Source organism: Oceanobacillus sojae (assembly GCF_900162665.1).
Taxonomy (GTDB): Bacteria; Bacillota; Bacilli; order Bacillales; family Amphibacillaceae; genus Oceanobacillus; species Oceanobacillus sojae_A.
Genome location: NZ_LT727811.1, coordinates 723,782 through 745,583, shown reverse-complemented (window position 1 = coordinate 745,583; position 21,802 = coordinate 723,782). Strand labels below are relative to the sequence as shown.

Below are 21,802 nucleotides of genomic sequence, written 5' to 3'. Positions count from 1 at the left end.
CTGTATACATATATTTGATAGATTTGAATAAGAGAAGAAGGGAGATTTTCTTTAAAAAATAGTTTTTAATTTATGAATACTTCCCTGCTCTACATAGAAAGAACCTTGCCATGATGAATTGGAACGTTCGCCCACCTCGGCGTATTTTTCTTTACTTTGGCAACTAATACAGTCATATCATCATTAATGTCTCCTGACCTTGTCCGAATCACCTCTTCTAATAGCAGATCAGCAATTTCCTGCGGATCTTCCGTGGCCATTTCTTTAATTTTACGTTTAATCCAAATATCAATATTCTCCACGTCTTTTGGTCCATCAAAAATCCCGTCACTCATCATAATTAATAAATCATCCGGCTTTAACTGTTCACTGACAATGTCTACATCAAACTCTTTAATAATCCCCATCGGCAGATTGCTGGCCTCAATTTTCAGCATCGCGTTTCCTCTGCGGACAAAGCTCGGCGCCGATCCAATCTTTAAAAATTCCGCAGATGCATTATGCAAATCAACAACTGCTAAATCAAGCGTTGCAAACATCTCATCAGTAGTACGTAAAGCGAGAATCGAATTGATGGTTTTGATGGCTACCTTTTCCCGTATCCCCGTTTGTAATATTTGCTGCAGTAAGCGCAATGTTTCTGTACTTTCTTCTTTCGCGCGTTTTCCGTTCCCCATTCCATCACTGATAGCCATGGCAAACTTCCCTGCGCCAAGCTCAATGGTTGTGAAGCTGTCTCCAGATACAAGTCCTCCTCCTTTTGCTGCATTTGCCGCTCCTGTCTCAATCGCAAAATCTCTTGCTGAGCCAAAGACGAAGTGACTATATCCGTACGGGAAAGCGGAAATATCCTCCGTTTTCACTACAATCATTTCATCGAGCAGCTCTGAAAGAATCGGAGCAATCAGCTTTTCACCTTCTCCATGATATTCATAAAAGCTTGTTGTCAATTCAATATCTACATTTCCTTTTTCCAAGTGATAAATATCTAAGCGGACTAATTCAATTCCCATCTGTTTTAAAGCTTGAATAATTTGCGACTCCTGCAGCTCGTGATGCTGCCGTTCCTTTAGTATTTCTTTAGCAAAATCGTTCATCACCTCAGAAACACCCTGAAGCTGATCAGAAACTAAACGCTTACTTTCTGTCACCTGCTGTCTGAGCTGTTGATTTGCTTCGTAAAAGCTCATTTCTGACCGCATGGCCTCCACCACCTGGCGTGATTTCACACAATGATTCTCAAATTCCTTCATAACGTTCCGGTTTGGATCCTGGCCGGCGGTTATATCCTGTTTCATGTCCTCCATCAAAGAATAGGTTTTATCAAATTCCTTTTGCCAGCATTTATTTTTTAGAAAACACCCCTGGCATGTTTTTTCCGTCACCTGGCTTAAAAAGTAATCTGTATCCCGCTTCTCATCTCTCTTTTCATCACTTAGTGTCCTGTCTGTTACTGCAAAGCTTTTAGAGAGTGCCTGAAACACATCCGAAAATTGCTCCACCCGTTTCGCAGTGACATTTCGAACCTTTTGCGAGTACTGCTCCTGTTCATTTGTATATGCCTCTGTACCCGGTATATAGCGGGCTATTTGCTCAAACCATGATGCCGGAGTAAGGATAAACAGCATCACAGCCATAAGGGATTCTATTAGCGATGGCAATAAAGCAACATTTTCACCATAGACGCCAATCAGGCCCGTTCCGATTAAGAGTCCCAGCGCCGTTCCAGTTTTCTTCCCCTCCTTTAACAATCCTCCGAGCACACCTGAAAAGGCCAGCAGACTCATTTGATAGAGGTTGGCAACATTAGCTAATGATAGAATCATTCCTGCTACAACACCGACAGTTGACCCGATTGCCGCCCCGCCGACAAAAGCAAACACTAACACAAAATATCTCGAAAAGACCTGCTCTAAGGAAGCTCCGTATACCTCCCAGCCGATGAATCCTGTTAATACAGAGGCAATAAGAATAATGAGGCAGACAATTTCTTCACTTTTTAAGGCGGGTTTATATCGTTTTGGTGATAATAACGGAATACTTTGCATAAATATAAGTACAAGTATTGCTCCAAGCACTCCTTCAATGGCCAGCATCATCCATTGGAAGGACGATATTGTATCCTGAATAGAATATAAAAACATTCTCGGCAGGCTGGTAGCTAAAAAGACTGTGATGGGCAGTATCCACTGCTGATTTTTGATCGATTTTGTTGCTGCCGATATGAAGATAAATAAGATAAAAGCAAGAAAAATAAAAACTACATGCTGCATGGAATAGGTTAATGCACCTAAAATAACAGCAATCATAGACCGGAATGATTTATCCCGATGGACAAGCCACATACTGGCAATGAATGCAACAGCAAATGGAGAAACCGCCTGCAGAATGACAGCTCGTCCTAATAAAAAGCCGGTAATATAGAACAACCAGCCTTGCGCGATTAATATATGATTAATCTTCGCCATAATTTGTTCTCTCCATTTTCTCTTTTTATTTGCTTTCTCTATTGCAATGCTTCCCGAATCCACCCTTGGAATTGAACCTATCATTTTATCCACTCCCATCTTTCCAACTAGTAAAACACAAGTTGTATTTTTTTTTTGTCAAAAAAACATGGCAGCTTCTAAAAATCGTTCGACGTAATTTTGGTAAGTTAACAACGTTTTACAAAAAGGGTGCAGCTGGAGTTAACTGTCTATTTCATGTGCAATACAGGAAATATATGATTTTTCAAACAATAATTTTAATCTGTACATGACACTAAACCTTCGCAGCTTTTTAGATATTGCTTCATCATTTGTAGAAAAAGGTGGGAGAAAAGCTGTTCTTTTTTATAAGCTCGACAAGATAGGCAAACTTTGAAAAATAGAGCAGAAAACGTATTTTTTCAGTTTGGCAATTATATATTCTGGGTTCCAAATAAATAAGCTTATAAAATATGCGTGGAAACTATTGACACTTTGTATTGTCTGTTGTATGATTCTTCTTGTTGGTTTTACATGGCGGCGTAGCTCAGCTGGCGAGAGCGTACGGTTCATACCCGTGAGGTCGTGGGTTCGATCCCCTCCGCCGCTATCCTGAAAAAAGCTTATTTCCTCAGAAAAGGAAATAAGCTTTTTTTGATAATAAGTATTTTAAATCTTACTCTTAGTTTACTTTGTCGACGTACAATAATATTGATAGGGCGAATAAACGCAGCAATGTTATCACCGACCCGAACCGCATTCAATTGGAACAGAACAAATACTATCGTATTACTGTATGTCTTGTGATCTCATTTTATCTAATTCTTTTTTTCTCCGCTTATTAAGAGCCTCTCTTCCTTCAGACCATTCCATAATCAGAACAATCATTCCAATTAAAAGAATCAGTTCGTTATCGGGGTTAAACACTTTCCTGTTGTCCCAGCCTTGCAGACTGCATATTAAAAAAGCAGATGCTTCCTGATTTTAGAAGCATCTGCTTTGATCTATCCATAGAGCATTATTAATAGACAGCAACCACTATCCTCTTCTTGCACCACGTCCACCACGCTTGGATTCCGTGTGCTTTTTCAAAGAGGCTAAACGATCCTCGGAATCCTTTAGGAAACGATTCATTTTGGACTCGAAGTTCTCCGTGCGTTCTTTTTGACTCTTTTGACGTACTTGCGGGCGATCTTTCGCCTTTCTAATGGACAGGCCGATCTTGCCATCCTTTTCAACATTAATGACTTTAACCTTTACTTCGTCTCCAACCGTTAAATGTTCATTAATATCTTTGACATAGTTGTCTGCAACCTCACTAATATGAACCAGACCTGTTTTTCCTTCCTCTAACTCCACAAAAGCCCCAAAATTAGTGATTCCGGTTACTTTTCCTTGCAGCTTGCTGCCTACTTCAATTGACATAAAAGAAATGCTCCTCCTTAAAAGATTAAATGTTCTTCAATATATAGTATATTAATCAAAATAAAAAGTGTCAATATGATGGGTCTTCATCAGGCAATTTAAATATTAATTCTCCTTCATTTGAGAAGAAATAATTAGTTCTGGCAATCTCAAGAACATAATCTTCGTCCTTCAGGAGTTCAATTTCATTATTTAAATCCGATTCTTCCTGCTTTAAATCTGCAAGCTGCTGTTCCAACTGTTCATACTCTTCCATTTTATCTGCTTTAATCGACCGCTGACTGAAATGATAGACTGACATACTTCCTATGATTACCGTAACAATCAATGCATACAGTACCAACCTTCTGGTAAGGCGCTGTTTTTTTCTGTTCTGTCTCTCTATGTACGCATCGTACTGGTGCACGGATTTAGAATGAATTTTTGTTACTTTCTTCTTTTTTTCTTCCACAGCTGTTACCTCCTCCGATAAGACTGAATCCATCTAAGTGACGTTTAAAAAGTCCAATTAAAATGACACGGCAAGAAAGGAACTTCTACTAAGACCGCCCACGTCCTGTGGGCAACATAGAAGTCATCACATCCTGTGAAAGCTCGTTAGCTGGCATCTCCGTTACTCACGTATTTAAAAGCATACGTTCCGTTACTCAATACTTCGCTGCCTCAAACTTCTTGGTCCTTTTAATCGGACTTTTTAAACACGTATTTATAAACTATATTCTGTATTTTACTATAAAATCCTGCTATTTGCAGAAAGAAATTTTGAATTGGTTTTGGAGAAAGGCGAAAAAGGCCTGTCCCTATCCATCGGAAAGGAGTAAACAAAAAAAGAAATAGCCATGTAATTATTTTCATAACTCCAATCAGGATTGCTTTTATCATACGATAGAATGTGAAGAATATCCACCTCAAAGGAGAAATAAGCATCATTTTTATCAATTTTTCTATTCCTTGATAAATTGCTTTAAAAATCCGGATCAAACGTTCTAATAGCCTTTTGTAGATCTGTTTTGCCAAAGCCTGATAAGCAGAAAAACCAAAGAGGCACGCTAATACAATATAAATTCTGAGCTCTCCCTGGTTCACCCGGTATAATATATAAAATAAAATGCCAGCCTGTGTCATCCAAAATAATATTTCTAAAAAATATGTTAAAAATAACCGCCCCTTCCAGTAAACTGTGAAGCGACGGAAGGTTTCCTGAGCAACACCTAAATAAAATCCGCTTAAAGCCATCGTGATAAGTGTTAGAAATTGCGTAGATAAAGTCATCGGAATAACTTGCTAAAGAATCCTTTAGCTTTCTCCTGCTGCTGATCATCTACATAGGAAAGCTCATATATTTTTCCTTTAATGGTAACAATTCCTTCCGTCACGTCTAAATTCTTTAACTGTAAATTCTGTCCGCGTATAATTAAATATCCCATCACTGTTTCTAAAAGGAATGCTTCATTATCGAAGCTGTCCACTTCTTTGACGCCTGTAATTTCAAGGTTTTTTCGTTTGTCTATTTTTACGGAATGCTCTAGTTCAGTATGGTTTCTTACATCTTTATTCTCATAATAATTCATATAAAAACCCTCCCTATCGTTAATAGCTTATGATGGGAGGGACAAGTATAGAACTATATTTCTACTGCTCTAATTTCTCTTCTTTAACAATCTTATAAAGCGTATCTGCTTCGTCTTTACGGACGTTTTCCCGCAAAGAATTTACTTTTACAGTAACTAATTTTTGGCCAAACCGGATGACAAGCTCGTCTCCCTCAGAAAGAACAGTAGAAGCTTTCGCAGCATTACCATTCACGGTAATTCTTCCTTGATCTGCTACTTCTTTTGCTAGAGTACGCCGTTTAATTATCCGGGATATTTTTAAAAATTTATCTAATCTCATCGTCCATTCTCCTCTGCTCGCTTTTGTTTTTTCTTCGCTTCTTCCCAATAAGCATCCATTTCCTGCAAAGAGGCTGTTTTAGGTGTTTGTTGGTTTTCTTTCAATTTTTCCTCTATATATTGAAACCGGCTGATAAATTTTCGGTTGGCACGCTCTAATGCAATCTCAGGATTTACTTTATAGTATCTGGAAATATTCGCTAAGACAAATAAAACATCCCCAAGCTCCTCTTCTACATCCGCCAATTCCTTTTCCTCAACCGCCTCGATAACCTCATTTATTTCTTCCTTCAGCTTCTCCCAGACTTCCTCTACATGTCCCCATTCGAAGCCGACCTTCCCTGCTTTGGAGGTAAGCTTATATGCTGTTGCCAAGGAAGGAAGATGTGCCGGGATACCATCCAATATAGATTCTCTTTCTTTTCCCTTTTCCTGTTTTTTCAGCTCTTCCCAATTCTGCAGCACCGCTTCTTCTGTATCTGCTACTGTTGTTGAAAAAACATGCGGATGGCGATAGATCATTTTATCGGAAATTGACTGAATGACATCATCTATCGTGAAATAACCATTGTCCTCACCAATCTGACTGTGCAATAAAATATGCATCAGCAAATCGCCAAGCTCCTCGACAATATGGTCATCATCTTCCTCATCTATCGCTTCAATCAGCTCATAGACCTCTTCAATGGTATGATGACGCAGAGATTCATGCGTCTGCTTTTTATCCCAAGGGCACCCGTCAGGACCACGCAGAATTGCCATCACCTCTCGTAAAAATGAAAACGTATGATGAAGGTACCCTTCTGGAACTGGAGGAATATAGAGCGTGGTTAAATTACTTATTTCCATCCTATGATCCAATTCTTCCAAAGGAACTTTTTCTATTTTTTCTGCACTGCTCCCGGCTGCTTCCACGATATAAACTCCATAATCAGACGGCAAGTCTTCTAATAAAGTCAACTTTACCTCTGATGCGATAAACGTGTCATATACCTGGCAAACAAATAAATGGTTGCGTAGATTAAGGTGATTTCGTTTAAAATCTGTTCCGTCTACGAATTGAAATCCTTCGATTGGATCAATCTGCATCGCTGTGAACAGATCATCCAAATAACTTTGTCCTCCCGCAATCGACACTTCTATTTCCTGTTGTTCCAACAGTTGCTGAACCGTTTTCTCCGCCAGCATGGGGTGGCCTGGAACAGCATAAATAACCGTATTCTCACTTGTTTTCGCAGCTTCTATCAGCTTTTCCGTAATACGTTCATACACCATTCCAAACTGCTCTTCCTCTTCGTAAAGCTGATCAAAGGAGGTAAAAGATACTCCTTCTGCTTCCAGTGCTTCAACTACTGGATGATCTAATGTTCTTGCGTAAATCGTCTGCTGTGCCTTTATTAATTTTCTATATATACCGAGCGGCAGCTGCTCCAAATCTCCTGCGCCCAGTCCAATGACCTCTATTTGCTTCAAGGTTGTTTCCTCCCTTTATAAATACGTAACAAGTACTCTGATTTCGGTAAAACTTTAATCTGATCTTCCGTTAATCCGCCAGTCTTAAGCAAGACAAAGAGAAATAGACCTGCTCCCGATAGTGAAATAAAAATCACATATACAAATAACAGTAATCTTACATTCATTACATGTGAAGCAAGTATCCCTTGCACTACTAAAAGATAAATAATCATCGATAAGCTCGCCGCGGCTAAACTTCTCCAGGAAATCGACCAGTATAATGGTATGCCCGGCAGTTTCCGGTATAGCTCGATAACTACAAGTAATAATAGCACAGCCAGACTGGAAACTGTTGCTATACTTGCTCCATATACACCATAAAGCGGAATCAGAATCAGGTTGCCGCCCACCTTTACCACAAATGATATACCGATAAACACGGCTGTCCGCACAATCATTCCCAGGCTCTGTAAAATGGAGGCACCGATAATAGAGATGGTAGACATGAGAATGGAAACAATCAATAACCTTAATTCATTTGTTCCCTGCGTATTTTTATAAAGTAATTGATTAACCTCCGGAAAAATAATGAATAAACCTAACACAGCGCCTGCAGCGATAAAAATGCCGACATGAATTACTGTCTGAATGTAGTTGGTCACCTGTTTTCTCTGCTCTTTTAATTTCTGATGACTGATTGCCGGTATAATTGCCAAAGCAATAGATGATCCAATAATCGTCACCACCTGAATAAGCGGCTGCCCCCGGTCAAATACCCCTTTCATTTCTTTGGCCTCTATCTCTCCTGCTCCACTTGCCATTAATTTTGGTACAAACGTAAATGTATCCGCTAATTGCATTAGTAGGAGTGTCATATGGTTCATTGCAGCAGCTATTCCAAACAACAGCAACGTTTTTAAATAATTTTTCCAAGGAACAGCTGCCTCCAATGAAGATACGCTGAGTTCTCGATACGAACCAGCCCGATTTTTATAATAGAAAAATAATAAAACAGCAAGTGCGCTCAATCCACCCAGTATGGCGGCAACTACTGCTGTCGTTCCAATAGCTTCTATCTGAAAAATCCCCCGGCTGACCAGCCATGCGCCGGCTATAATCGTACACACCCGAATCAGCTGCTCACCAATTTGAGATAGTGCAGTAGGAGCCATCTCATATCTCCCCTGCTGTATTCCCCTAAGTATTGCCAGGGCTGGAACAATCAGAAACAGCATGGCAGCAAATTGATATAATCCAATAAAATACTCATCGCCTGCTAATTGGGCCAATAACGGGGCGGCAAAATAAATCATGGCTATTAACGCAATATGAAAGCCTGCAAGAATGGACAGGATTGGACGGTAAAAGCCTTTCCAGGTCAATACTCTCCCCTTTTCGATTTCTGTAGCTGTCAACGAAGAAATTGCTGAAGGAAATCCATATAATGCAAGCATTGTCGCAATTCCTAACAGCGGGTAGAGCTGTTGATACATATAAAATCCAATATCTCCTGTCAGGTTTTGCAATACAATACGATAAACGGCACTAAACACTTTACTTATCAAACCGGCGATACTCAGCAAAAGCGCACCTTTAACCAGCCGGCTTGTTTCATTATCTGACATGACGAATTTTTCCTTTTCCAAATGAATTTCTCTCAGTATATCATATCAAAAAGAAAAGCACTTTATCGTTTGTATTTTCTTATCTGACAACAAAAAGAAGCTTATACTCTAGATTGGAAGGTAACCCAGAGAAAGCTTCTTCTTGAAAACGTATGAATGAGTGGCGATCTATTCCATTTGTTTAGCCAGGAAAACAGATGCAGTCTCAGCAGCCTTCTGCTCCACCTTGCTCAGCTTATCTTCTTTAGAGAAAATCATCACACAGCCGATTGGATCACCATTGGCAATAATAGGATGAATCGAATAAGAGTGCAGCTCCTGTTCATTTCCATCTACAATTTCTACCTGAGACTTATCACCTTCATAAACGGGTGAACGCCCTTCAATAATATTAGTTATATAACTGCTCAGCGATTTATTCGCATACTCTTTTTTAGATTCTCCTGCCACGGCAATAATTTCATCCCGATCCGTGATAATAACCGGGGATTGTAAAGATTGAAATAATGCCTCTGCATATTCTTTAGCAAAATGGCCTAACTCACTGATTGGTGAATATTTTTTTAAAATAACCTCTCCCTCGCGATCAACGAAAATTTCAAGGGGATCTCCTTCACGGATGCGCAGTGTTCTGCGGATTTCCTTTGGCACCACTACTCTCCCTAAATCATCAATACGTCGCACTATTCCTGTTGCTTTCATCTAAGTATCCTCCCTTTCTAAATGACGATTCTGACCTGGATGGAAAGTCTTCCCTCCAAAATTCATCACCGGTTGTTGTAATAGTATTAATCAACCAGAAATAACTATACATTCCAAATGAAATTTTTGTTATTTTTTTGCAGGATATGAAAATGAAAGCCAAAAATAGACTAATAACGAAAATTTAAAACCTTTTGTTACTCAGTGACAACCTGATACTGCTCAATATTTCCATTTTTATTGAAGTCCATTTTAAGTATAGAACTGTCAATAGGTACAAACCCTCTCTCTGTCCCCAAATAATAAATATACCGGTTTCCTTCTATACTGGTTGGATCACCAAAAAGCTCTTTTACTTCTTCTTTGCTGGCACCTCTTAAATCATTGTCTCTTTCAAAGTCTTCAAACATAAGCTCTCTGTATGCTGTGTTTTCTTTCCAATTTTCATTTGTAAACGCTGTCTTACTCGTATTTCCTGCTGTAAGAAATACGCAAAATATAGGAATTACGAATAACAGTAACACTTGAATAACATTTTTTCTTTTATTTCGTGTTACATGATCTCGTCTTATTCTTTTTAAACAGATAATGTAAATGAACAAGCAGCCAGCTGCTGGAGTCATGATAATTAAAGCTGTCTGAACACTAAACAAAGTTTGGCTTAAATAAACAGCTGCTAATAAATATGTATAGACAAGTATATAGACAAGCAGCAGAAAACTAAGAAATAACATATATAGCGTTTTCTTTTTTATCAAAGGCATTACCTCGCTTCTGAAATTTAGTAATATAACTTGTTCCCTTTCCCGGTATTCATCTTCTAATTTTACATTTGATAATTAAGGAATTCAATTTTTTCTCAAGGAACTATTATTCCATATGCAAAAAGCTGCTCTCTGGCATAGAAAGCAGCTTTCCGCTGATGAACCGTATTTTTACCGGGTTACTTCACTTAACTTTTTAATAAATTCTACCACGATATCATGACGTTTATAAGCTTTGTCATTGCTCCATTTAATACCTGCTTTTAAATTTTGATTTTCTGTACCCAGGCTGATTTGACGGTCAAACTGATTAGCCACTTCAAATAACTTAGAGCCGTCAATTTCCTGACTTCTTCCCTCATCAATCAGCATCGTAATTTTCTTCGGAGCCTCTGTAATGGATTGGACACGTTGTTTTTTAGCGTGCATTCTCATAATGCTCACCGTAAATAAATTTTCAACCTCTGCAGGATAATCTCCAAAACGGTCAATTAATTCGTCTCTCAAATCCTGAACTGCTTCTGGACTGTCCAAGGTTTGGAACTGCTTATACATTTCAATTTTCTGCTTCTCATCCTTCAGGTATTCATCCGGAATATACGCGTCAATTTTCAAGGAAATCTCCGGTTCAAATGGCTTGATATCCTCTACTTCTTTTCCTTCTTTGCGGGCATCGATAGCATCCTTCAGCATTTGTGAGTACATATCAAACCCTACAGAATCAATAAAGCCATGCTGCTGCGCGCCGAGTAAATTTCCGGCGCCACGGATGGAGAGGTCACGCATAGCAATCTTAAATCCAGATCCGAGCTCCGTAAATTCTTTAATTGCCTGCAGCCTTTTTTCGGCAACCTCTGTTAATACCTTATCACGCTGATATGTGAAATAAGCGTAGGCTACACGATTGGAACGTCCGACACGCCCTCTTAGCTGATAAAGCTGACTCAGTCCCATATGATCAGCATGATTGACAATTAGGGTATTCACATTTGGAATATCGACACCAGTTTCAATAATAGTCGTACTGACTAAAATGTCATATTCTCCTTCGATGAAGCCAATGATGACATTCTCCAGCTCCGATTCATTCATTTGTCCATGCGCAATAGCTACCCTTGCATTGGGCACAAGCATTCCGATATCACGAGCCATTTTTTCAATATTTTCCACCCGGTTATGCAGGAAGAAAACCTGGCCGCCTCTGGACATTTCCCGATCAACTGCTTCACGGATAAAGGATGGATTATATTCCATCACATACGTTTGAATCGGAAATCGATTTTCCGGCGGTGTTTCAATAACAGATAAATCTCTCACACCAAGCATAGACATATGCAACGTTCTCGGAATTGGGGTTGCTGTCAGTGTTAAAACATCAACATTGGTTTTCAGCTGTTTAATTTTTTCTTTATGCTTCACACCAAATCGCTGCTCCTCATCGACAACAAGCAAGCCTAAATCCTTATATTGCACATCCTTTGATAAGAGACGGTGCGTTCCTACAACTACATCCATATTTCCATCAGCCAGACCTTTTACTGTCTCATTCGACTGCTTACGCGTACGAAAACGGCTTAGTAAACCAATGTTGATCGGAAAATCCTGAAATCTTTCTCGAATTGTCTCATAATGCTGCTGTGCCAGAATTGTTGTCGGCACAAGGATGGCTACCTGTTTTCCATCTGCTACTGCTTTGAAAGCTGCACGGATAGCTACCTCCGTTTTCCCATAACCTACATCTCCACAAAGTAAACGGTCCATTGGTCTTTCTTTTTCCATATCTTCTTTAATTTCTGCAATACAGCGGAGCTGATCCTCCGTTTCCTGATAAGCGAAGGAGGCTTCAAATTCCCGCTGTAATTCAGAATCAGGTGAAAAAGCATATCCTTTCCGGGATTCACGTTCGGAATACAGCTTGATTAAATCATCAGCAATATCCTCAACAGAGCTTTGTACCTTCCGCTTTACTTTTGTCCACTCTGTACCGCCCAATTTATACAGCTTCGGTTCTTTTCCTTCTGAACCTACAAATTTCTGAACTAAATCAATTTGGTCAATCGGTACGAACAGCTTATCATCTCCAGAGTAACGAATCAGCATATAATCCTTATGCAGCTTGTTAACCTCTAAGGTCTCAATTCCAAGATATTTCCCGACACCATGATTTGCATGCACGACATAGTCGCCGACTTTCAGTTCCTGGTAGCTTTTAATCCGTTCTGCATTCGAAATTTTGGGCTGTTTTCGAGAGCGTTTCATGCGTTTTTTAAATAGCTCATTTTCCGTAATAATAGCCAGTTTATGCATTGGAAATTCAATACCCGCATGCAGCTGTCCAACGATAATTGTCGGCTTTTTTATAGGCAGCTTTAATTCTTTTTCCACTTGTGTTTTAATATCATAATCTTCTAAAATGGAATGCACTTTTTCTGCACGCTGCTTATTTGGCGTGAGGATAATAACAGAATAATCCCCTTTTTCCCAACGCTTTAATTCATTTTTAAATAAAGGCATCTGTCCATGAAATTCCTGCATGGTTCTGGTCGATAGATTAATAACATTTTGCGGATTGGTATTCGGAATATGCCGCATAAATACCGACATATATACACGTGGATGGGAAAGGTCTTCTATCAGAGTATTCCATGCGAAAGAAAACTGGCTGCCCCGAACCATTTTATTTCCTTCCAACAGCCCTGTATACCATTCCAGCTCTTCATGATCTAAATTTGTTGCTGTTTCCTGGATACGGCTCATTTCATCAAAAAAGACAACGCCGTTCTTTGGCAAATAGTCTAATAAACTAGCGGGCTCATCATATAAATAGCCGATGTATTTATACATCTCCTGAAAACGGGTCAATTGTTTAAACTGTTCAATATCCTGACCAATTACCTCTACAAGGTCTTCCCGGTCTGCCGGTTTTTTGACTTTTTTCAATGTATCTGAAAGTGCATCTTCCAATCTTTCTGCTACCTTCAGCATTTCTTGTTTATCTATTAATAATTCTGTAGCAGGATTGATGGTTACTTCTTCCACCTTGTCTAAAGAGCGCTGGGACTCTGCATCAAAAAAGCGGATAGAGTCTACCTCTTCGTCAAATAACTCAATACGAATCGGATGCTTTTCCGTGATTGGATAAATATCAATAATTCCCCCGCGCTGACTGAACTCACCCGGAGCAGTAACCATAGAAGTGCTTTCATATCCCATTTCCACCAGAGAACGCAAGTAAACCTCCATTTCAATGTCTTTGCCAACTTGAAACAGAAGCTGATATTTATTCCAATATGATTTTGGAGGCAGTATCCTTTTTAATGCTGCAACAGGTGCAATTAATATCCCTTTATCTTTACGCGTCCATGCTGTTAACGCTTCAATTCGTTGTGCACGCAGCTCCGGACTGGCTACAGCCATTTCAGAGGCTATTAACTCGTTAACCGGATAAAGATAAACACCTTCATCGTTTGTCAGCTCTGACAAGTCATCATATAACTGCTGAGCCTGGGCTAATTGATGAGTGACAATTAATAAAGGACGATTCATTGATTGATATATAGTGGACAGGAGCAGACTTCTGGCAGAACCGCTTAAACCGGCAACCATCTGCTCTTTCATGCCTGCAAGCAATCCATCCATAATCGACTGTATATCTTCCTGAGACTTTAAATAACTATGAATTGCTTTCATTCGTATTTCCCCTCTAAATTGTTAAAGTATTTTTAGAAAATTTGGTATCCGTTAATCCTTAAAACGCGCAGAATTAACCGGCTTTTAAGAGTTACCCGGTCAGTTAAAACCATTAAATCTATGCAAATAAGAAGGCTTTCACACCTCCCTATCCGTAAAAATGCTGATTGTATATAATAATCAAGAAAACATGGTAAAAATTTTTAAGAAAATGGTATATATGGTCATATATTTATCCATAAAATGATTACAAGAACCGAAATGTGGACTTTTTGAACATCCTCTTATATTAAAAATATCATAAATATAGCCATTCATCTATTGTAAAAAATGATCTAATTCATGATAATCGGGATGTTCTTCAAGAACTTGTTGACAGTGTTCGCAAATGACTTCTAAACGGAAATCACCATCTTTTTCAAAGACGATCATTTCTGATATATCCTGCTCCTCTAAAAGATTGAGAAAACGTAAGGACAAATCAATTTCTGTATGATTCAACACACCCAGTTCTTTCCCACAATGCCGGCAACCATAGTAGATAACCATCTCATTCACCTCGATTAAAACTGAATAGTTTTAAAGCACAGCCCCTTCCTTTTTAAGAAGGAATATCTGTACTTTTTATTTAGTTTTAACCGAGGGGAATAAGAATATACCTTGCTTAAAACAAAGGTATGCTTTATTGATTAAATTCATTCATCACCTCTATAAAAGGTTTGCCGCTCACCCAGGCTTCAACAGCATCAGCTGCCTGCTGAATGCTTTGGCTGACAGCCTCTTTTTCATCTTTTGGAAACTTCCCTAATACATAATCCACGACAGGCATCGCATTTACCGGTCTTCCTACTCCTAACCGGACGCGCTTAAATTCCTTCGTGCCTAAATGATCAATAGTCGAACGGACACCATTATGGCCGCCATGACCACCCTTTTGACGCAGTCTAACCTTGCCTGCAGGTAAGTCTAAATCATCATAAATCACAACAATATCATCTGTATTTATATCATAGTAATCCATCAATGGGCGAATCGACTCTCCAGATAAGTTCATATACGTTTGCGGCTGCAATAATATAATCTTTTCTCCATGAAAATGCTCTATTGCATACTCTCCATGGAATTTAGAATTGTTTAGCTTCCAGCCATGTCTGTTTAATAGCTCATCGATTGTACAAAAACCAATATTATGACGTGTTTTCTTATATTTTCTGCCGGGATTCCCCAGCCCTACGATTAACTTCATCACCTTGCCCTCACTTCTAAAAACACATTTTCTTCAAACACAACAACCCTTCTTTACACATACGTGTATCATATGCGTAAAGAAGGGAGGCATTACTTATACATTCTATATATTGTTAGATGGAAGAAATTACGCTTCCTCTGAGTCGTCTTTTTCTTTAATAACTTCCGGTTCTGCATCCTCATCTGTATCTGTTTCTAAATCTTCTTCTGTAGTTGGAGGCACAACTGAAGCGATTGTTGTATCTGGATCATCTAAAAACTCATAGTTCCCAGTTACTTTCAAGTCAGAAATAGATAAGCTGTCGTTCACATCCAGTTCAGAGACATCTACTACGATTTCCTCTGGAATATCGCTCGGTTTTGCACGGACCTGAATTTCATAGAATGGCTGCTGTAATACGCCGCCTTCTTTTTCACCTTTTGATTCACCATCAAGGCGAAGAGAAACCTCAACGTCCATTTCTTCAGACATATTTACGATATAGAAATCAGCATGAAGTAAATCATCCTTTATCGGATCAATTTGATAGTCATGCAGCATAACATCAACAGAATCACTGCCTTCGACCTGAAGTGAAATGATTGCATTCCGTCCTTCATCCCGAACTGTTTTGACTAAATCTACACTATCCACAGAAACTGTCTTGGGATCTTTATTCTTCCCATAGACAACCGCCGGAATTCTACCGTTATTTCTAATTTCGTTTGTTGCTGATTTTGCAAGATCTTCTCTTTTTTGTGCGTTTAATTTTACTGCCATTCGTATCACCCTCCAAGTTGATTAAAAAAATAATATGAAACATCGTCATTTATTGTGATTTTGCATCATTTCTTTTTCTCAATAAAATAAACGGTCAGTATATTAAATACCCTAAAATGGAACAACTTAAACATTAAATTAAGAAAAGCGGAAAGCGCCTGGAGCTGGACAAACATATTTCCAGCCGAAGAAATTCTCTCTGCTAAACAGCATATTTTATTTATTAGTCAAAAAGAATACTTACAGATTGCATTTCATGAACACGGATAATTGCCTCGCTGAGAAGAGAAGCAACCGATAGTTCCGTAATTTTATCAATACATTTTTCTTCTGGTAAAGGAATCGTATCTGTGATGACAAGCTCTTTAATTTTTGAATTATTGATTCGCTCAATCGCAGGGCCCGAAAGGACCGGATGTGTACAGCAAGCATATACTTCTTTGGCGCCACTTTCAATTAATGCGTTTGCTGCCAAAGTAATTGTTCCTGCAGTATCGATCAGATCATCAATTAAAATAGCTGTTTTCCCTTCAATGTTACCAATAATGTTCATAACTTCTGAAACATTCGGGCGTGGACGGCGTTTATCAATAATACCAATTGGTGCTTTTAAACGGTCAGCCATTTTTCTGGCACGGACCACACCGCCGTGATCAGGTGAAACAACAATCACATCTTCTAAATTCTTTTTTTCAAAGTAATCAGCTAAGATTGGTACACCCTGTAAGTGGTCAATAGGAATATCGAAGAAGCCTTGAATTTGAGGTGCGTGCAAATCAAGTGTAATCATACGATTTGCTCCTGCTTTTTCAATTAAATCCGCTATTAATTTTGCTGTAATTGGCTCACGTGCTCTCGCTTTACGGTCTTGACGTGCATAACCGTAGTACGGCATAACAATATTGATTGATTTGGCAGAAGCACGTTTCAAAGCGTCAATCATGATAAGCAGCTCCATAATATGCTGGTTTACTGGAGCAGAAGTAGACTGAATCACATAAACGTCTGATCCGCGGACACTTTCCTCAATGTTAATTTGTACTTCTCCGTCACTAAATTGTGTTACCGTACATTTCCCTAATTTTGTGCCGATTTGAGCTGCAATTTTGTCTGCTAATGCCTCATTCGAATTTAATGAAAATACTTTCAGCGATGAATCCTTATAACTGGATGACATTCAATTAACCTCCATGATTTTATAGTTTATTTTTTAAACTTTTTAGCATATCCTTCTTTGTTTTCCTGCTTCGATCTTGCAATGGATAATGCCTCATCCGGCACATCTTTTGTAATTGTCGATCCTGCTGCAACGTAAGCACCTTTTCCAACTGTTACCGGTGCAATTAAATTTGAGTTACATCCAATAAACGAATCGTCCTCAATCGTTGTCAGGAATTTATTTTTCCCATCATAATTTACTGTAATTGTACCACAACCGACATTTACGCGCTCACCTACATTAGCATCGCCAATATAACTAAGATGAGAAACTTTGCTATTATCACCGAGGTTTGTTTTCTTAAGCTCTACAAAGTTACCGACTTTCGTATCATTACCGACATTGGAAGCTGGACGGATATGTGCATATGGGCCAATGTTCACTCGTTTGCCTATCCGGCTGTCCGCAGCAACACTAAATCGAATATTTGTGTCTTCTCCGATTTCACAATCTTTAATTTCTGAATGCGGACCAATTTCCGAACCAGTTTCAATGGATGTTTCCCCTTTTAGAATCGTTCCCGGGTGAAGATACACATCAGAAGCAATTTTTACATCAGGACCAATATACGTATTATCAGGATCCACAATGGTCACACCGTTACGCATATGCAGCTCATTAATACGTCTTTTCATCACTTTTTCAGCTTCACTTAATGCTACCCGGTCATTAATACCAATTGTCTCATTAAAGTCAGCTGCCACATAAGCGCTGATACGCTCGCCCTGGTCACCTAATATTTTTATAACATCCGGTAAGTAGTATTCACCTTGTGCGTTGTCATTAGAAACAGATTTTAAAGCTTCAAATAATGCTTTATTGTCAAAGCAATAGGTTCCTGTGTTAATTTCATTAACCTCTAATTCAGCTTCATTAGCATCTTTATGCTCGACAATTTTCTCTACTTCTCCCGCTTGATCTCGAATAACTCGTCCATATCCGGATGGGTCATCTGCGATAGCTGTCAATATACTGGCTTTTGAACCTGTTTGTTCATGATGTTCAAACAATTTTTCGAATGTCTCTGCCCGGATGAGAGGGGTATCCCCACAAGCCACAATGGTTACACCTTCTTTATCCTGTAACAATTGTTCCGCCTGCATTACAGCATGTCCCGTGCCCAGCTGCTCTTCCTGTACGACAAAGTCACTAGCTTCTCCCAGCTGTGCTCTTACCTGATCTGCTCCAAATCCGACAATGGTAACTATCTTATCTAATTGTGTCTGTTGCAATTGATCCACAACATGCTGTACCATTGGTTTTCCAACTACAGGATGAAGTACTTTATATAACTTTGATTTCATCCTTGTTCCTTGCCCTGCTGCTAAAATTACAGCAAATCGATTCGCCATTCGGAAACCTCCATCATCTCTAAATATCCATTTAAAAATATATCGTAAAAAAAACCTTATTTCAATAAAATTGTAGATTTAATCTCTATTATCTATGTTATCATATTTTATTTTTTTCGTGGTAATTGATCCACTAAATATTACATCAAAAACCCTGAAAAAAATTCCAATTACAGATAAAGTAAAACAAGACAACCAAATTTTGCATCTCTATACTACATTAAAGAAGCAGCGGAGATTCATGAATCTCCGCTGCTTCTTTGATAAAACATGTCTATGTTAACTGTTTAAATCATCTGCTATAGGATGTTTTTATTAAATCGTTATTCGCTAGCCAAGTTGAGCCTGATGCAGGCGGCTGTACATCCCCTTCTGCTCTAATAGCTCTTGATGTCCTCCCTGCTCCTCAATTCCGTCTTTTGTTAACACAATAATTCGATCCGCGTTCTTTATAGTAGCTAGCCGGTGAGCAATGACTAATGTGGTCCGGCCTTTAGAAAGCTCCGCCAGTGACTGCTGAATAGCCAGCTCTGTTTCTGTATCCAGAGCAGATGTAGCTTCATCCAGAATTAAAATAGGCGGATTCTTTAAAAACATACGCGCAATCGATAAGCGCTGCTTTTGACCACCAGACAATTTAACACCATGCTCGCCGATTACCGTATCTAACCCTTCTGGCTGTGCATCAATAAATGTTTTTAACTGGGCTTTTTCTGCAGCCTCTATAATTTCTTCATCCGTTGCATCAAGCCGGCCATAAGCAATATTCTCCCGAATTGTACCAGAGAACAGAAAAACATCCTGCTGTACAATACCAATCTGATTCCGCAGAGAACGAAGGGTGAAGTCCTGGATATCATGACCGTCTACAAAAATATGTCCTTCTATTACCTCATAAAAACGTGGCAGTAAGCTGCATAATGTTGTTTTACCTGCTCCTGAAGGTCCGACGAAGGCAACCGTTTCTCCCGGCTGAATCTGCAAGTCTATATGATGGAGAATATGCTCTTCCGGATGATAACCAAAAGATACTTTTTCATAGCGCACCTCTCCATGAACAGGAATATCCTGCGCTTCAGGACTGTCCGCAATATCAGGATTCATATCCATTACCTCTGTATAGCGCTTAAAGCCGGCAAAGCCCTTAGGATAGCTTTCAATAATTGCATTTATCTTCTGAATAGGGGCTAATAAAATATTCGATAAAAGTAAAAAGGCAACAAATTCACCGTAAGTCATGGAACCATTGATAACAAACCAGGTTCCGAACAGTAACGTAAATAAGGTAACAACACGCATCAAAAAATAATTAGACATAATATTCTTCGCCATAATCTTGTAAGAAGCCAGCTTGGTTTGCCGATACCGCTCATTGTTCTCCGCAAATTTGTCCTGCTCATATTCTTCATTCGCAAAGGCCTGAACAACACGAATCCCGCCAATACTGTCTTCTACTCTGGAATTTATATCTGCAATATCGTTAAACATCATACGGAATGTTCCTGTCATTAATTTATTAAAGTAAATCGCAAAGATCATCAATAACGGAATGACAATAAAGGAAATGACTGCCAACGGCCAATTGATACCAATCATAATCATAAAAGCACCTATCAAAGTCATGATAGCAACAAAAGCATCCTCCGGGCCGTGATGCGCCATCTCTCCTATTTCTTCTAAGTCCTTTGTCAGCCTCGAAATAGAGTGTCCTGTTTTGTTATTATCAAAATGACCGAATGACAGCTTCTGCATATGGCTAAACAGCTTCTGACGCATATCTGTTTCTATATTAATGCCCAGTCTGTGCCCCCAATACGTTACGACATATTGCAGTAATGTATTGATTCCATAAATCATCAAGAGGGCAACACACGCCCAAATAATAAGCGACCAATTACCCTGCGGCAAGAGGCGGTCGATGACCTGATTAACCGCCAGCGGAAAAGCGAGCTCCAACAAGCCGACTAAAATAGCACACGTAAAATCTAAAATAAAAAGCCCTTTATAAGGCCTATAATAGGAAAAAAATCGTTTGATGTATTCCATAGAAACCTCCTTCCAGCTCTGATTTTCTTTTTATCAGCTGATTACATTATTTAATTTATCGCAGTTAACCAGGCTTCAAGGCCCCCACTGCATAGCGCTTTACTTTATCAGCTCAGCAACTAATTTTTTATTGCGTTTTTTAAATAAATCATTGTGTGAAGATACCATTCCTGATTCAAAAGCGTCAGGCTCTATGAACTGCTTTGCTTTATTTACTGCATTGACAGCATCCTGAAATGCTCCTGCAATTAAATGAACCTTGCCATCGTACATAATCACATCTCCTGCTCCATATATACCTGGTACAGATGTTTCGCTGAATGGACTGCCGGCAATAAAATATTCATTAGCCATTTCAATCTGTAAATCACTTTCCTCCAGCAGCTTCTTTTCCCGGACAAATCCATGATTAACTACTAATTCATCAATTTCAATATTGATCAGCTGATTTGTCAGACTATGCTTTAATTCAACTTGCTGGATATGCTCACGTGTCCCGTCGGCAATTAAACGCTTTATATCCGTATCAAATAAACACTCTACAGAGCTGTTCATTAATTGTGTCACCTGCGCTTCATGGGCATGGAGCTCATTTTTCCGATACACCAGATAAACCTTGCGGGCAATCGACTCCAATTCATTTGCCCAATCAACAGCTGTATGCCCTCCGCCTGAGATAAGCACCGTCTTATCCTTAAATCTTTTTAATGATTTAATCGTATAGCTCAGGTTCGAAATCTCAAATTTCTCCGCTCCATCAATTTCCAGTTTTTGCGGATTCAGAATACCGCCGCCAATGGCAAGAATGACTGTCTTGGAATAGTGTTTATCTCCTGAAGAGGTATCAAGTATAAATATCCCTTGTTTATCCTTAGCAATTGCAGTTACCTTTTCATGACAGACAATCGTCGGATGAAAGGTTTTAGCCTGTTCGATCATTTGCTCAATCAGCTGCTCACCGGACACTGGTGTTAACGCTCCAATATCCCAAATCATTTTTTCCGGGTACACATGAACCTTTCCGCCCAGATGCTCCTGATATTCGATCACTTTTGTCTTCATTTCCCGCAATCCGCTGTAAAAAGCAGAAAAGAGACCTGCCGGGCCCGCTCCAATAATGGTTACATCATAAATATCTGGATTTTTCATCAGAAAA

The 21,802-nt window shown here is 39.1% G+C and carries 18 protein-coding genes and 1 tRNA gene; 1 reads left to right on the top strand and 18 read right to left on the bottom strand.

Features of this window, described 5'->3' with window-relative positions; translation table 11 throughout:
- Window positions 1–89: 89 nt before the first annotated feature.
- A complete protein-coding gene (gene spoIIE / locus BN1068_RS10790; protein WP_077602863.1) occupies window positions 90–2,552 on the bottom strand; it encodes a stage II sporulation protein E in 2,463 nt (820 codons plus the stop codon).
- 452 nt (window positions 2,553–3,004) lie between these two features.
- Between spoIIE and BN1068_RS10785 the strand changes: the two genes are divergently transcribed.
- Window positions 3,005–3,078 (top strand) — tRNA-Met (locus tag BN1068_RS10785).
- A gap of 428 nt (window positions 3,079–3,506) precedes the next feature.
- On the opposite strand, the gene BN1068_RS10780 is transcribed toward BN1068_RS10785, so the two are convergent.
- The 17 genes from BN1068_RS10780 to BN1068_RS10700 all read right to left on the bottom strand — a co-directional run bounded on the left by BN1068_RS10780 (window position 3,507) and on the right by BN1068_RS10700 (window position 21,795).
- Window positions 3,507–3,893 carry a S1 domain-containing RNA-binding protein gene (locus tag BN1068_RS10780; protein ID WP_077602862.1) on the bottom strand — a complete coding sequence of 129 codons (387 nt, stop codon included), beginning with the start codon at window positions 3,891–3,893 and terminating at the stop codon, window positions 3,507–3,509.
- 70 nt (window positions 3,894–3,963) lie between these two features.
- Window positions 3,964–4,344 carry an FtsB family cell division protein gene (locus BN1068_RS10775; RefSeq protein WP_139344788.1) on the bottom strand — a complete coding sequence of 127 codons (381 nt, stop codon included), beginning with the start codon at window positions 4,342–4,344 and terminating at the stop codon, window positions 3,964–3,966.
- Window positions 4,345–4,574: 230 nt separating this feature from the next.
- On the bottom strand, window positions 4,575–5,165 hold the full coding sequence (gene yabQ, locus BN1068_RS10770; protein ID WP_077602860.1) for a spore cortex biosynthesis protein YabQ: 591 nt from the start codon (window positions 5,163–5,165) through the stop codon (window positions 4,575–4,577).
- Window positions 5,162–5,464, bottom strand: a complete 303-nt coding sequence (gene yabP, locus BN1068_RS10765) for a sporulation protein YabP (protein ID WP_077602859.1) — start codon at window positions 5,462–5,464, stop codon at window positions 5,162–5,164. Before yabP ends, yabQ begins: the two co-directional genes overlap by 4 nt.
- A 61-nt stretch (window positions 5,465–5,525) precedes the next feature.
- Window positions 5,526–5,786, bottom strand: a complete 261-nt coding sequence (locus tag BN1068_RS10760; protein ID WP_077602858.1) for an RNA-binding S4 domain-containing protein — start codon at window positions 5,784–5,786, stop codon at window positions 5,526–5,528.
- Window positions 5,783–7,258: a bifunctional methyltransferase/pyrophosphohydrolase YabN gene (mazG, locus tag BN1068_RS10755; protein WP_077602857.1), complete on the bottom strand. Its 1,476-nt coding sequence runs from the start codon at window positions 7,256–7,258 to the stop codon at window positions 5,783–5,785. The genes BN1068_RS10760 and mazG overlap by 4 nt, the downstream gene beginning before the upstream one ends.
- The gene (locus BN1068_RS10750) at window positions 7,255–8,865 is read right to left on the bottom strand and encodes a putative polysaccharide biosynthesis protein (RefSeq protein ID WP_077602856.1); all 1,611 of its coding nucleotides are present in this window, start codon (window positions 8,863–8,865) and stop codon (window positions 7,255–7,257) included. The genes mazG and BN1068_RS10750 overlap by 4 nt, the downstream gene beginning before the upstream one ends.
- 168 nt (window positions 8,866–9,033) lie before the next feature.
- Window positions 9,034–9,567: a stage V sporulation protein T gene (gene spoVT / locus BN1068_RS10745; protein WP_077602855.1), complete on the bottom strand. Its 534-nt coding sequence runs from the start codon at window positions 9,565–9,567 to the stop codon at window positions 9,034–9,036.
- Window positions 9,568–9,764: 197 nt separating this feature from the next.
- The gene (locus BN1068_RS10740) at window positions 9,765–10,325 is read right to left on the bottom strand and encodes an outer membrane protein assembly factor BamE (RefSeq protein WP_139344786.1); all 561 of its coding nucleotides are present in this window, start codon (window positions 10,323–10,325) and stop codon (window positions 9,765–9,767) included.
- Window positions 10,326–10,502: 177 nt separating this feature from the next.
- Window positions 10,503–14,021: a transcription-repair coupling factor gene (gene mfd, locus BN1068_RS10735; RefSeq protein ID WP_077602853.1), complete on the bottom strand. Its 3,519-nt coding sequence runs from the start codon at window positions 14,019–14,021 to the stop codon at window positions 10,503–10,505.
- A gap of 318 nt (window positions 14,022–14,339) precedes the next feature.
- The gene (locus BN1068_RS10730) at window positions 14,340–14,570 is read right to left on the bottom strand and encodes an anti-sigma-F factor Fin (RefSeq protein WP_077602852.1); all 231 of its coding nucleotides are present in this window, start codon (window positions 14,568–14,570) and stop codon (window positions 14,340–14,342) included.
- Window positions 14,571–14,703: 133 nt separating this feature from the next.
- On the bottom strand, window positions 14,704–15,267 hold the full coding sequence (pth, locus tag BN1068_RS10725) for an aminoacyl-tRNA hydrolase (protein WP_077602851.1): 564 nt from the start codon (window positions 15,265–15,267) through the stop codon (window positions 14,704–14,706).
- Between the two features lie 129 nt (window positions 15,268–15,396).
- The gene (locus BN1068_RS10720) at window positions 15,397–16,029 is read right to left on the bottom strand and encodes a 50S ribosomal protein L25/general stress protein Ctc (RefSeq protein WP_077602850.1); all 633 of its coding nucleotides are present in this window, start codon (window positions 16,027–16,029) and stop codon (window positions 15,397–15,399) included.
- Window positions 16,030–16,252: 223 nt separating this feature from the next.
- Complete coding sequence (locus BN1068_RS10715) at window positions 16,253–17,206, bottom strand: ribose-phosphate diphosphokinase (protein WP_077602849.1); 954 nt, start codon at window positions 17,204–17,206, stop codon at window positions 16,253–16,255.
- 26 nt (window positions 17,207–17,232) lie between these two features.
- A complete protein-coding gene (glmU, locus tag BN1068_RS10710; RefSeq protein ID WP_077602848.1) occupies window positions 17,233–18,600 on the bottom strand; it encodes a bifunctional UDP-N-acetylglucosamine diphosphorylase/glucosamine-1-phosphate N-acetyltransferase GlmU in 1,368 nt (455 codons plus the stop codon).
- Between the two features lie 330 nt (window positions 18,601–18,930).
- A complete protein-coding gene (locus BN1068_RS10705) occupies window positions 18,931–20,646 on the bottom strand; it encodes an ABC transporter ATP-binding protein (RefSeq protein WP_077602847.1) in 1,716 nt (571 codons plus the stop codon).
- Between the two features lie 99 nt (window positions 20,647–20,745).
- Window positions 20,746–21,795, bottom strand: coding sequence for an NAD(P)/FAD-dependent oxidoreductase (locus tag BN1068_RS10700; protein ID WP_077602846.1), 1,050 nt, complete (start codon window positions 21,793–21,795; stop codon window positions 20,746–20,748).
- Between the last annotated feature and the right edge of the window lie 7 nt (window positions 21,796–21,802).

Coding starts and splice junctions, on each gene's coding strand:
- yabP (WP_077602859.1), bottom strand. CDS start 5,464: ATGAATTATTATGAGAATAAAGATGTAAGAAACCATACTGAACTAGAG.
- BN1068_RS10700 (WP_077602846.1), bottom strand. CDS start 21,795: ATGAAAAATCCAGATATTTATGATGTAACCATTATTGGAGCGGGCCCG.
- BN1068_RS10705 (WP_077602847.1), bottom strand. CDS start 20,646: ATGGAATACATCAAACGATTTTTTTCCTATTATAGGCCTTATAAAGGG.
- BN1068_RS10780 (WP_077602862.1), bottom strand. CDS start 3,893: ATGTCAATTGAAGTAGGCAGCAAGCTGCAAGGAAAAGTAACCGGAATC.
- BN1068_RS10715 (WP_077602849.1), bottom strand. CDS start 17,206: ATGTCATCCAGTTATAAGGATTCATCGCTGAAAGTATTTTCATTAAAT.
- BN1068_RS10750 (WP_077602856.1), bottom strand. CDS start 8,865: ATGTCAGATAATGAAACAAGCCGGCTGGTTAAAGGTGCGCTTTTGCTG.
- pth (WP_077602851.1), bottom strand. CDS start 15,267: ATGAAGTTAATCGTAGGGCTGGGGAATCCCGGCAGAAAATATAAGAAA.
- glmU (WP_077602848.1), bottom strand. CDS start 18,600: ATGGCGAATCGATTTGCTGTAATTTTAGCAGCAGGGCAAGGAACAAGG.
- BN1068_RS10730 (WP_077602852.1), bottom strand. CDS start 14,570: ATGGTTATCTACTATGGTTGCCGGCATTGTGGGAAAGAACTGGGTGTG.
- BN1068_RS10760 (WP_077602858.1), bottom strand. CDS start 5,786: ATGAGATTAGATAAATTTTTAAAAATATCCCGGATAATTAAACGGCGT.
- spoIIE (WP_077602863.1), bottom strand. CDS start 2,552: ATGATAGGTTCAATTCCAAGGGTGGATTCGGGAAGCATTGCAATAGAG.
- mfd (WP_077602853.1), bottom strand. CDS start 14,021: ATGAAAGCAATTCATAGTTATTTAAAGTCTCAGGAAGATATACAGTCG.
- spoVT (WP_077602855.1), bottom strand. CDS start 9,567: ATGAAAGCAACAGGAATAGTGCGACGTATTGATGATTTAGGGAGAGTA.
- yabQ (WP_077602860.1), bottom strand. CDS start 5,165: ATGACTTTATCTACGCAATTTCTAACACTTATCACGATGGCTTTAAGC.
- BN1068_RS10720 (WP_077602850.1), bottom strand. CDS start 16,029: ATGGCAGTAAAATTAAACGCACAAAAAAGAGAAGATCTTGCAAAATCA.